This is a genomic window from Nocardia ninae NBRC 108245, from assembly GCF_007990755.1.
In the GTDB taxonomy this organism is placed as follows: Bacteria; Actinomycetota; Actinomycetes; order Mycobacteriales; family Mycobacteriaceae; genus Nocardia; species Nocardia ninae.
Genome location: NZ_BJXA01000019.1, coordinates 37,089 through 50,058, shown reverse-complemented (window position 1 = coordinate 50,058; position 12,970 = coordinate 37,089). Strand labels below are relative to the sequence as shown.

4 protein-coding genes are annotated in these 12,970 nt (G+C 69.6%); 3 read left to right on the top strand and 1 reads right to left on the bottom strand.

Annotation, left to right across the window (positions count from 1 at the left end):
- Positions 1-445: 445 nt before the first annotated feature.
- Positions 446-2,614 carry an ATP-binding protein gene (locus NN4_RS16295; protein ID WP_186818466.1) on the top strand — a complete coding sequence of 723 codons (2,169 nt, stop codon included), beginning with the start codon at positions 446-448 and terminating at the stop codon, positions 2,612-2,614.
- Positions 2,615-2,622: 8 nt separating this feature from the next.
- On the opposite strand, the gene NN4_RS16290 is transcribed toward NN4_RS16295, so the two are convergent.
- Entirely contained in the window at positions 2,623-3,399 is a 777-nt protein-coding gene (locus NN4_RS16290) for a siderophore-interacting protein (RefSeq protein ID WP_147131542.1), read from the bottom strand.
- Positions 3,400-3,499: 100 nt separating this feature from the next.
- Here NN4_RS16290 and NN4_RS16285 point away from each other — a divergent pair, with 100 nt between their 5' ends.
- On the top strand, positions 3,500-4,216 hold the full coding sequence (locus NN4_RS16285) for a TetR/AcrR family transcriptional regulator (protein WP_147131539.1): 717 nt from the start codon (positions 3,500-3,502) through the stop codon (positions 4,214-4,216).
- A gap of 419 nt (positions 4,217-4,635) precedes the next feature.
- Positions 4,636-12,960 (top strand): type I polyketide synthase, encoded by an 8,325-nt coding sequence (locus NN4_RS16280; protein WP_186818465.1) that lies wholly within the window; start codon positions 4,636-4,638, stop codon positions 12,958-12,960.
- Positions 12,961-12,970: the final 10 nt, after the last annotated feature.

The window sequence follows — 12,970 nt, the reverse complement described above, 5'->3', positions numbered from 1 at the left end:
CCGAGATCGCCATGCAGTCCTGCCCGGACGCCGATCTGCTCAGTGCGCCGACGTCGTCGCTCGAAGCTGCGAGCACACCCGTGAGGGGAGTTCATCAGTGCTGGAAATGTGTAGAAACTGTTGCCCCAGAACGATTTTCGGATTCGTCTGCCGACCTCGGCACAGTGTTCGCCGTTCGGGTTGACGACGATTTGTAACTGTGTAACATCGTTCTAGAGAGCACTAAACGATACCGACCGGTACTAACAAGACTGAGCGGTATTAACGGAAAGGCTGATTGATCAGCAAACGCTGACTGGCTCACCCGGTCCTGGCCATGCGGAACGGAGGCCGCTGGTCGGGACATCCGGCAGGACGCCGTTACCGGTGAATCCTGTTGCGGGAGAGCAGATTCCACGTGTGGGGGTTCGCCATGCTATTTCGAATACTCGGTCCTCTGGAGGTCGTGCACCGCGACCAACAGGTCGCCATCGGTGGCGCCAAACAACGTGCGACGCTTGCTTTCCTGCTGCTGCACGCCAATCGAGTCGTACCGACCAGCAAGCTGCTGGACGCCCTGTGGGCCGGATCCGAGCCGCCCGCCACCGCCCGCAAGATTCTGCAGAACGCGGTGTCGGGACTGCGCGGCGCGCTGTCGGTGAATGCCGTGCACGTCGGGGCCGGCACCCTTGTCACCAAGCCGCCGGGATACATGGTGCGGGTCGACGACGATCAGATAGACCTGTCTCGTTTCCGCAAACGGGTACAGGAGGGCCGGACCGAGCTGGCGGCAGGCTCGCCCAAGGCGGCCTCGGTGATTCTCAGTGAGGCACTGTCGCTGTGGCGCGGATCGGCGCTGGCCGATCTCGTGGAGATCGGCACGGATTGGCCGGAGTTGACCGCGCTGGAGAACGCCAGGATCGACGCGATGGAGGACTACTTCGCCGCGGAACTGGCATGCGGTCGACATCAGACGATGCTCGGTGCGCTGGAGAGCATGGTCGAGTCGGAACCGTTGCGCGAGCGACTGTGTGGCCAGCTGATGCTCGCGCTGTACCGCTGCGGTCGGCAGGCCGCCGCGTTGAACACCTACAGCCGGGTGCGGGCCACCCTGGTATCGGATCTAGGCGTGGAGCCAGGTCGGGAACTGCAACTGCTGCAGCACGCGATCCTGAACCAGGACGCCTCGCTGCACCTGGCCGATATGCCCGCGTCCGACGAATCGATCGTCGTGCAGTGGCCGCGACCGGAGGACCGGGCGCAGCCGGACGAGCCGGTCGCACCGGTCGAGCTGCCGCACGCCGAGGAGCAGCCGATTCGGCCGGTGCTGCAACCCCCTGTCGTTCGGGAACTTTCGGCGGTGTGCCGGGAACAGGTCAGCCTGCTGCTGGTGCAGACCGAGCTCGGATTCGACCAGGCCGCGGGTGAGCCCGAGGACATCGATCGGATGCGCGACGAAGTGGCGCTGGACATTCGGGGACTCGTGGAGGATTTCGGCGGCGCCGTCGTCACCTCCATGGGCTCCATCTCGCTGGCCGTATTCGGGCCCGTGGATCAGAAGCAGGATCACGCGGAGCGCGCGGTCCGGGTGGCGGACGCGATCCTCGGCCGGCTGTGTGACGTGCCGGTCGTGCGGGTCGCCGTGTCCACCGGCGAGGCCTCCATCCGGTACCGATCCGAGGAGATAGATGTCCCGCAGTCGCCCAACGGGGCGGTGCTGGAACGATGTCAATGGCTTTTGGCCGGTGCGCCTTCCGGTGCGATCCGGGTGTGCGGTGTCACCAGGGACGCGACGGCGGCGCAGGTCGGCTACGACCAGGTCGGTGACGGTTCGCGGACCTGGCAGGTCACCTGTGTCCGGGAGCGGTCGCGGGCGACCAGCTCGATCGGCGCGCCGGATCGGGAACTGGAATTGGACGTGCTGCACGGCACGCTCGAGCGGGTGCGGCACCGGGCTGTGCCGCATCTGATCACGGTGCTCGGCGAGGCGGGGGTCGGCAAGACGCGGCTGTTGCGTGAGTTCGAGCGACGGGTGCGCGAACAGGATGTCGACACCCGGTTCGTGGTCTGCGATGCGCCGCGCCTGCCTGCGGTGAACGGTTGTGCGGTGCCCTTGGCGATCGTGTCGGCCTGCTGCGGCATCACGCCTACCGATTCGGCCACGATGGCGGGTGACAAGCTCGCCGGATTCCTGCGCAGGCTGCGGGGTTCGGGGGAGGCCACGCGCAGGCTGACGCATGCGTTACGACCTCTCGTCGATTCGCCGCGTCCGCTCAGCACCGTGGAGATGTTCGATGGTCTGCGCAGCTTCTTGCGCACTCTCGCCCGGGATTGTCCACTGGTACTGGTCATCGAGGACCTGCATCGGGCCGACGACGATCTGCTGGATTTCGTGGAGGGCCTCGGTGCCGACCTCGGTGAGGTGCCGGTGCTGGTAATCCTCACTGCGCGTGACGATCTGCTCGGCAGGCGGCCGGGCTGGGGTGGCGGGATGCGCCAGTTCAGCACGATCGCCTTGGATCGGCCGCTGGCGGCGGGCCAGGAGCCCGCCGCCAAGATCCGCTATCTCGATGAGCGGGTGCCGGGCCGACGGAGCGATTCGCTCGTGGCCGGTGTGCGAGCCGGTGCGAGATAGGAGGTATCTCAATGCAAGCCCCGCTTTCCCGGAGTCCAGAACGGCTTCACCGTGATCGCCTCGCGTGGCCAGTCGCGTTCCCGTACCAGGTGGTCCCGGACCGCCTGGCAGGTTCGTGCCTCGCCGGCGATGTATGCCGCACCGGGCGTGTCGGGTAGGTTCAGCGTGGTCAGTGCGCTCAGCAGGGTGGGGGAGGAGAGCGCGGGGGCGCCCTCGCGGTACACCCGATGCAACCGATGTTCGCCGGGGATGGGCAGTTCGTCCGCCGCCGACTCGCTCTCCAGCAGCCCGTACACCCGCTCCCGTGCATCGAGCCCGCGGATCATGGCGCCGAACGCGACCGTCGCGGTTTCTTCGCCGATGAACAGATGGTAGGGGGCGTCCCCGGTGACGAAGTCGCCCTGCGGGCCCCAGTACGTCACCTCATCGCCGGGCTTCACATCGCGGACCCAGGTCAGGCCGATGCCTTCGCCGTCGTACAGGTGCGCACGCAGCTCGAAGGTCTTCGCCGTCGGCGCGTAGTCCCAGATGGTGTAGCTGCGCAGCGTCTCGACGGGTCGGAAGATGCCGTAGATGGACAGCGGATCGTTGATCTCGACCCGGACGTGCTGGCCCGCGGTGTAGGGCAGTTTGTCGAGTTCTTCGCTGTGGATCCGGATGGACTTCATCGTCGGGGTGACGGACTCGACGTGGGTGACGGTCCCCTGGGCCTTGTACTTGGCGAAGAGATATTCCAGGGGATTCCGTGCTGAGCCGCGCCGGGATTTTGCCAGATTTTCCCGCATGTCGTTCTCCCGCACATCGAGTGGCCCTAACTTGAATTATAGTATCTAACTAACCAGACGAAAACCATCGTGTCAACCGCTTCGAGGTCAGGAACAAACAATGCCCCCACAGACCATGAGCCGCAGGGAGCGGTTCCGCCAGGCCACCCTCGAGGAGATCCGCACGACCGCCAGAAAACTCCTGATCGAGGAGGGTTCCGCCGCGGTCACGGTCAACGCGGTGGCCAGGGAGATGGGCATGAGCGGGCCTGCGCTGTACCGGTATTACCCCAGTCATGAGGCGCTGGTCGAAGCGGTCACCGCGGACTTCTATCAGGAGCTGGTCGCGACCATCGAAGGGGCGCGCGACGACACCGTGGACGAGTCGCTGTCGCGCAGGCTGCTCGCGATGAGCCGGGCCATGCGCGGCTGGGCCATCGCGCATCGCGCCGAATTCGGCTGGATGTTCGCGAGTCCGGCCCCGCCCTCGGGTAGCGCCCCCGACTCGCCACGGCAGCGGGCCGAGCACGCACTCGAGCAGAGCTTCCTCGAGCAGTTCGTCGAGCTGTGGGAGGAGCGGCGGTTTCCGGTACCCGATATCGACGAGCTGGCGCCGTCGCTGCGCGAGCAGCTGTTCGACTACGCGCCCAAAGTGGGCAGGCGGCTGCCCGCCGAGGCGATCTACGTCTTTCTGTCCATCTGGATCAGGCTGTACGGGCTGTTGTGTATGGAGGTGCTGAACCAGCTGGTGTTCGCCTTCGCCGACGTCGAGCCGGTCTTCGAGGACTGCCTGCGTGAGGTGTTCGGGCAGCTCGGCCTCGAGTACGAACCGCAGTAGCCCGACCGCTACTTCGCGGGCCGGCGACCAGGTCGATTCCTGCGGCCGGCGGAGCTACTGCGTTCCGTTAGTGCCTATAACTATTGTTAAATGCTCTATTGACGGTGTTCTGGGCGCTGTGTAGGCTCGGGACTACGCGGTCGGCGGAATCGCCCCCATCGTGCTCGAGTAGCTCACGAGCACCCGGGTACCTGGGCTCGGGCTAGCCGGATAGTCCGAGCCCAGGCCCGTTTTTGCCCCTGGAACATGGGGTAGACCGTCTTTCGCCCCCATCGGCCGACCACTGTCGGGTAATAGGTTCTAACCGTTGTCGCAAAAGCGCGATTACTGCGCCATGACTGGCCCTGCATAGGCTTTTTCTTGCTCGGAATATGCGAGGCATAACGGTAGAACTCATTATCCTCAGTGGGAGTTCATTCATGAATCGACAGTCGATGGATTGCGATCGGATCGCGGTGGTCGGGATGTCCTGCAGGCTGCCGAAGGCCGCGAGCCCCGACGCCTTCTGGGCGTTGCTGCGCGATGGCGCCAGTGCGTTGGACGAGGCGCCGAAAGGCCGGTGGACAGGAACGTCGACCGAGCCGGGCGTGCGGCGCGGCGGTTTCCTCGACGAGATCGGTCACTTCGACGCCGAGTTCTTCGGTATTTCCCCGCGCGAAGCCGTCTCGATGGACCCGCAGCAGCGCATCGTCCTCGAACTGGCCTGGACCGCCCTCGAAGACGCGCGGATCGTCGCGGACCGACTGCGCGCGGAAGCCACCGGCGTCTTCGTCGGTTCGCTGCGCGACGACTACGCCAGTTTGGTCAACCAGCACGGTGCGGCGGCGATCAACGAACACACCATGACGGGGGTGAACCGGGGCGTCATCGCCAACCGGGTCTCCTACCAGCTCGGGCTGCGCGGACCGAGCCTGACCGTCGACACCGGACAGTCCTCCTCCCTGGTCGCCGTGCACCTCGCGTGCGAGAGCCTGCGCTCCGGCGAATCCACCCTGGCCATCGCGGCCGGCGTCAACCTGAACATCCTCGCGGAGAGCGCGCTGACCGAAGAACGCTTCGGCGGCCTCTCGCCCGACGGCGAGTGCTACACCTTCGACGAACGGGCCAACGGGTTCGTCCGTGGCGAAGGCGCCGTGGTGCTCGTCCTCAAACCGCTCACGGCCGCGCTCGCCGACGGCGACCGGATCCACGGCGTGCTGCTCGGCAGCGCGGTGAACAACGACGGCGCCACCGACGGCCTCACCGTACCGAGCGCGCAGGCCCAGGAGCTGGTGGTGCGCACGGCGCACGAGAACGCGGGCATCGAGCCCGACGCGGTGCAGTACGTCGAACTGCACGGCACCGGCACCCCGGTCGGCGACCCGATCGAGGCGGCGGCACTCGGCGCCGCGCTCGGCACCCGCCGAGCCACGGGGACGCCGCTGCCGGTCGGCTCGGCGAAGACCAATGTCGGCCACCTCGAAGGCGCCGCGGGCATCGTCGGGCTGCTCAAGGTGTTGCTGAGCATGCGGCACCGCAGGCTGCCCGCCAACCGCAACTTCGCCGCGCCGAACCCGCGCATCCCGCTGGCCGAGCTGAACCTGGCCGTGCAGACCGAACTGACGCCGTGGCCCCGGCCGGACCGCCCGCTGGTCGCCGGCGTCAGTTCGTTCGGAATGGGCGGCACCAACTGCCATCTGGTCGTGCAGGACGCGCCGAACGCCACCACACCGGCAGCGCCCACCGCGGTCGCGCAACCCGACGCGCTGCCGTGGATCCTGTCCGGCCGGTCCCCGGCCGCGCTGCGCGGACAGGCCCAACGGCTGCTGACCGCGCTCGACGGCGCCGACGCGGATCCGACCCGGGTGAGTTTGTCCCTGCTCGGTGACCGGGCCACCTTCGAGCATCGCGCCGCCGTCATCGGGACGGACCGGGCCGAGTTGCTGTCCGGGCTGACCGCGCTGGCGGGCGGCGATGTGGTGCCCGGCGTGGTGCGCAGCCCCTCGGCCGGCGCACTGGCCCGCCCCAGGGTGGTGCTGCTGTTCCCCGGCCAGGGCCATCAGTGGGCCGGCATGGCGCTGCGGCTGTGGGCGAGCACGCCGGTCTTCGCCGAGTCGATGACCGAATGCGCAAGGGCGCTCGGCGAATTCGTGGACTGGGAGCTCGAGGAAGTGCTGCGCGCCACGGACGGCGCCGCCCCGTTGGAGCGGGTCGATGTGGTGCAGCCGGTGCTGTTCGCGGTGATGGTCTCGCTTGCCAGGCTGTGGCGCTCCTACGGGGTGGTGCCGGACGCGGTCGTCGGTCACTCGCAAGGTGAGATCGCCGCCGCCTGTGTGGCGGGCGCGCTGTCGCTGCGCGACGCCGCACGCGTGGTCGCGCTCCGCGCCAAGCTGCTCACCGAGCTCGCCGGACAGGGTGGCATGGCGTCGGTGTGGCTGCGCAAAGACGAAGTGGTCGAGCGGATTTCGCCGTGGGCCGGTCGGTTGTCGGTGGCCGCGCTCAACGGTCCGGGTTCCGTCGTGATCGCGGGTGAGGTTGCCGCACTGGAGGAATTCCTGGCCGCGGCTACGGCAGACGAGGTGCAGACCCGCCGGATCGCGGTCGACTACGCCTCGCATTCGGCTCAGGTCGAGCAGATCCGCGAGGAGCTCCTCGGCGTGCTGGACGGCATCGAACCACAGCCGACCGAGATACCGTTCCATTCGACGGTGACCGGAGCGGTCGTGGCCGGTACCGATCTCGACGCCGAGTACTGGTACCGAAACCTGCGCCAGACAGTGCATTTCGAGGACATCGTCGACAACCTGCTGAGCGACGAGCGCGGCGCGGTGTTCGTCGAGGTGTCGGGTCATCCGATGCTGGCGATCGGTGTCGCGCAGACCGCCGAGGCGCGCGGCGCCGCGGCCGTGGTGGTCGGCTCGCTGCGCCGCGGCGAGGACGATCCCGCACGTTTCCTGTCCTCGGTGGCCACCGCCTATGTGCACGGCGTGGCCGTCGACTGGACGCCGGCGTTCCCGGACACCGGGGTGCCCCACGTCGACCTGCCGTCCTACGCGTTCCAGCGCAGGCGTTTCTGGGTCGGCGAGCGGACCCGCGCGGTCACCGCGAACAGTTCCGACTTCGCCCAGCGGCTCGCGGGCGCCGATCCCGCCGAACGCCGCCAGGCCCTGACGGAGCTGGTGCGCACCCACGCCGCCGCGGTACTGGAGTACGCGGACACCGCCCAGGTGGTGGACCGAAAGACCTTCAAGGACATCGGTTTCGACTCGCGCAGCTCGGTCGAGCTGCGCAACCGGCTGCACGACGCCACCGGTCTGCGACTACCGACCTCTCTGCTCTTCGATCAGCCGACGCCCGAGGCGCTGGTCCGATACCTGGACGCCGAACTGGTCGAGGTGCCCGATATCGAGCAGACCCCGGCCCCGATCGCGGACACCACCGACGAGCCGATCGCGATCGTCGGGATGGCCTGCCGCTACCCCGGCGGGGTCGAATCGCCTTCGGACCTTTGGCGTCTGGTCGCCGAGGGCAGCGACGCCATCTCCGGATTCCCGGTGAACCGGGGCTGGGACGACATCCACCACCCCGATCCGGAGCGTCCGGGCAAGAGCTATGTGTCCCAGGGCGGTTTCCTGCACGAGGCGGACACCTTCGACGCGGCGTTCTTCGGCATCTCCCCGCGCGAAGCGCTGGCCATGGACCCGCAGCAGCGGTTGCTGCTGGAGACGGCCTGGCAGACCCTGGAAGGCGCCGGTCTCGATCCGGAAACGTTGCGCGGCAGCCGAACCGGCGTCTTCATCGGCGCGATGGCTTCGGACTACGGCCCCCGGATGCACGACGCGCCCGAGCACGTCGAGGGGCATCTGCTCACCGGCGGCACGGCCAGCGTCATGTCCGGTCGCATCGCCTATCAGCTCGGCCTGCTCGGGCCCGCGACCACGGTGGACACCGCGTGCTCGTCCTCGGTGGTCGCCTTGCACCTGGCGATCCAGTCGCTGCGTTCGGGCGAGTCCACCATGGCCTTCGCCGGCGGCGTGACGGTGATGTCGACGCCGGGCATCTTCGTCGAGTTCTCCCGGCAGCGCGGCCTGGCCACCGACGGCCGGTGCAAGCCGTTCGCGGCGGCGGCCGACGGCACCTCCTGGGCCGAAGGCGTCGGCCTGCTCCTGGTCGAGCGGCTCTCCGACGCCCAGCGCAACGGGCATCGGGTACTGGCCGTCGTCCGCGGCTCCGCGGTGAACTCCGACGGTGCGTCCAACGGGCTCACCGCGCCGAACGGGCCGAGCCAGCAGCGGGTGATCCGCGCGGCGCTGGCCGACGCCGGCCTGACCGCCGCGGACGTGGACGCGGTCGAGGCACACGGCACCGGCACCACCCTCGGCGACCCGATCGAGGCCGAGGCGATCATGGCCACCTACGGCCGCGCGCGCACCGCCGAGCGCCCGCTGTACCTCGGTTCGCTCAAGTCGAACATCGGCCACGCGCAGGCGGCGGCCGGTGTCGGCGGGATCATCAAGATGGTCGAGGCCATCCGGCACGGCGTGCTGCCGAAGACGCTGCACGTCGACGAGCCGACGCCGCATGTGGACTGGAGCACGGGCACGGTCGAACTGCTCACCGAGGCGCGGCCGTGGCCCGCCACCGGCGCGCCCGCACGGGCGGCGGTGTCCTCGTTCGGGATCAGCGGCACCAACGCGCACGTCATCCTGGAACAATTCGACGAGGAACCGGCGGAGGCGGCCGCCGAGCCGCCGAGCACGTCGATCCCGTGGTCGCTCTCGGCCCGCGACGAGGATTCGCTGCACGCCCAGGCCACTCGGTTGCGCGCGTTCCTCGGCGACCACCCCACGGCGGCCCCCGCCGATGTCGCCCGAACCCTGCACGCCCGGCACGCCTTCGAGCGGCGCGCGGTGATCACCGGCCGCGACAACGCCGACCTGCTCGCCGGCTTGGACGCGCTGATCCAAGGCGCCGAGGCGCCGAACCTGGTGCTGGGCAACGCGCGAGGCGTCGGTTCGACCGCCTTCCTGTTCGCGGGCCAGGGCGCTCAGCACACCGGCATGGGCCGCGAGCTCTACGCCGAGTTCGGTGCGTTCGCCGACGCATTGGACGAGACCTGCCTGGAACTGGATCGCTGGCTGGCGCGGCCGCTGCGCGAGATCCTCTTCGCCGAGGACGGCACCGAGGACGCCGCGTCGCTGCACCGCACCGAGTACACCCAGCCCGCGTTGTTCGCGTTCGAGGTCGCGCTGTTCCGGCTGCTCGAACAGTTCGGCCTCACCCCGGACCTGCTGGTCGGTCATTCGGTCGGCGAGCTCACCGCGGGCTATGTGAGCGGGTTGTTCTCGCTCGCCGACGCCGCCAAACTGATCGCCGCGCGCGGCAGGCTGATGCAGGCGGTCCGCTCCGGCGGGGCGATGATCGCGGTCGCCGCGGAAGAACTGGAGATGAGCCGCTCGTTGCTGGGGCACGAGCTCGATATCCGGATCGCCGCGGTCAACGCCCCGGAGTCGGTGGTCATCTCCGGCGACGAAGGCATCGCCGAGTTCATCGCGGCAGGCTGGGCCGCGCAGGGCCGGGTGACCCGCAGGCTGCGGGTGAGCCACGCGTTCCACTCGCCGCACATGGACGAGATCGTCGCCGGGTTCCGCGAGGTCGCCGAGGACGTCGACTTCCGCACCCCGGCGCTGCCGATCGTGTCCACGCTGACCGGCAAGCTCGCCTCGGTCGACGAGCTGCGCTCGGTGGACTACTGGGCCCGCCAAGTCAGCGGGACCGTGCGCTTCCTCGACGCGATGCGCACCCTCGAGGGGCAGGGCGTCACCCACTATCTCGAGGTCGGCCCGGACGCCACGCTCGCGCCGATGGTGCGCGGCGGGATCGAATCCGCCGCCGCGATCATCGCCCCGCTGCGGGCGGGTCGCGCGGAAACCGAGTCGTTCCTCGGCGGGCTCGCCACCGCGTACGCCAGCGGCCTGCCGGTCGATCTCGCGCCGGTGCTGCCCGGCGCCGGGCAGGTGGATCTGCCCACCTACGCCTTCCACCGCGAACGTTTCTGGCTCGCACCCCGTCCGAAGACCGACGCGCGCGGCCTCGGGCTCGCGGCCGCCGAGCATCCGCTGCTCGCCACGACCGTCGACCTCGCCGAGGCGGGTGGCGCGGTGTATACCGGCAGGCTCTCCCTCGAGGCGATGCCGTGGCTCGCCGATCACGCGATCGACGGCAACGTCCTGGTGCCTGCCACCGCGTTCCTCGATTTGGCGTTGAGCGCGGGGGAGCGGGTCGGCGCGCACCGGGTCGACGACCTCACCCTCACCGCTCCGCTGTTCCTCGCAGGCACCGACGCGGTCTGGATTCAGGTCGCGCTCACCGACGTGGACGCCGGCGGCGGTAGGGCTTTCACCGTGCACTCCCGACTCGACGAAGACGAGTTCGGGTCCTGGACCCGGCACGCCACCGGCGTGCTGACCACGCAGGCGGAGGGGACTCCGGCGGGGTCGGCCGACTGGCCACCTGCCGGGGCGGCCGCGGTCGATCTGGACAACGCCTATGCCCGGCTCGCCGAGCTCGGCTACGAATACGGGCCCGCGTTCCAGGGGCTGCGCGCGGTGTGGCGGCAGGGTGCGGATCTGTTCGTAGAGGTCCGGCTGCCCGAGGAACAACACAGTGACGCAACGCGATTCGGCATCCATCCCGCGCTGTTGGACGCGGTCCTGCACGCCCACGTGCTGACCGCCCCGGCCGAGGAAGGCCACATCCGGCTGCCGTTCGGCTGGGCGGGCGCCGTGGCGCACGCGGTCGGGGCGACCGAGGTGCGGGCCAGGATCGCCGCCATCGGCCCGGACCAGATCGCGCTCACCATCGCCGATCGGACCGGCGCCCCGGTCGCGACGATCGAATCGCTGTCGCTGCGCGCGGTGACCAAGGAACAGCTCGCCGAGACCGCGCATCGGAGCGGCCAACCGCTGCTCGCCGTGCACTGGCCGACGCTTGCCACGCCGACCGCGCCGAGTCCATCGTGGACCAGGGTGGCCGGCGACGATCTCGCGGCCGCGGCGGACGCCGAATACGCCGTGGTCGACATCCCCGTCGGACCGCACGGCATCGAGGCCGCGCACGCCGCGACCCGGCACGCGCTCGGCCTGGCCCGCGCGTGGCTCAGCGACGACCGTTTCGCCGACTCCCGGCTGGTCTTCGTGACCTCCGGCGCGGTCGCGGCCGTGCCGGGCGAGGACGTGCCCGCGCTGTCCGCCGCCCCGATCTGGGGACTCATCCGGTCCGCGCAGACCGAGAACCCCGGCCGCTTCGTGCTGGTGGATCTCGACGATCCGACCGCCGACAACGCGTTGTCCGCGGCGCTCGCCAGCGGCGAGCCGCAGATCGCCGTGCGCAACGGTGAGCTACGGGTGCCGAGGGCGACCCGGGTACCCGAGGCGGAACTCGCCGCGGCACCACAGCTCGACCCGGTGGGCACGGTACTCATCGTCGGCGGAACCAGCGGGCTCGGTGGGCTTTTCGCCCGCCATCTGGTCGGCAAACACGGCGTGCGCAGGCTGCTGCTGTGCAGCCGCCGCGGCGCCCGGACCCCCGGGGTGGACGACCTGGTCACGGAGTTGACCGGACTCGGCGCCGAGGTGACCGTTGCGGCCGTCGACGTCGCGGACCGCGCCGCCCTCGCCGAACTACTGGCGGGCATCCCGGCCGAGCATCCGCTGACCGCGGTCGTGCACACCGCGGCCGTGCTCGCCGACAGCACGATGTCGGCGCTGACCGACGACGGCATCGACACCGTGTTCCGGCCCAAGGTCGATGCCGCCTGGCATCTGCACGAGCTGACCAAGGACAGCGACCTGGCCGCGTTCATCCTCTTCTCCTCGGTATCCGGGCTCGTCGGCATGGCGGGCCAGGCCAACTACGCCGCCGCCAACACCTATCTCGACGCGCTCGCCGCGCACCGCGTCGCCGCGGGACTGCCCGCGACGGCGCAGGCGTGGGGTCTGTGGGACGGGACGGTCGGTCTCGGCGGCACGCTGCGCGACGGCGACATCGCCCGCTGGGCGCGCTTCGGCGTCACCCCGCTGACCCCGGACCAGGGCCTTGCGTTGTTCGACTCGGCACTGGGCAGCACCGCCCCGCTGGTCGTGCCCGCCGCGCTGAATCTGGCCGTGCTGCGCGACGGCGACGAACCGCCGGTCATCTTCCGCGATGTGGTGCCCAAACGCCGCCAGCGGGCGGTCCGGTCGGGCGCGAAGACCGACGATTCGACCGGGACCTGGCTGCGTGAGATCGCGGAGCTGGCCGAGGAAAGCCGGTCGGCGGCCATCGCGAGCCTGGTCAGCGCGACCGTCGCGACCGCGCTCGGCTACACCGACCCCAAGGCCATCGAGCCCGATCGCGCGTTCACCGAACTCGGCGTCGACTCGCTGGCCGCGGTCGAACTCCGTAACCAGCTCGGCGCACTGACCGGCCTGCGTTTGCCGAGCACGGTGGTACTGGATTACCCCTCGGCCCAAGCGCTCACCGCTTTCCTGAGTGAGCGCGTCGCGGCCGAGCAGGCCCCCGCGGCCGATCCGATCCTGGCCGGCCTCGACTCGGTGAAGGCGATGATCCAGGCCGCCGGCCCGGACGAACAGATCGTCGCGCGGCTACAGGAACTGCTGGAACTGGCGGGCGGCGGCGCGGACCGCGACGCCGAATCACACGAAGATCTGGCGTCGGCGAGCGACGAGGAACTGTTCGCCTTGATCGACGACGGCCGCGGGTGAACCGCTGTGC

Excerpts from the sequence above, each read along its gene's own strand:
- NN4_RS16290 (WP_147131542.1), bottom strand. The coding sequence starts at position 3,399 with ATGCGGGAAAATCTGGCAAAATCCCGGCGCGGCTCAGCACGGAATCCC.
- NN4_RS16285 (WP_147131539.1), top strand. The coding sequence starts at position 3,500 with ATGCCCCCACAGACCATGAGCCGCAGGGAGCGGTTCCGCCAGGCCACC.
- NN4_RS16280 (WP_186818465.1), top strand. The coding sequence starts at position 4,636 with ATGAATCGACAGTCGATGGATTGCGATCGGATCGCGGTGGTCGGGATG.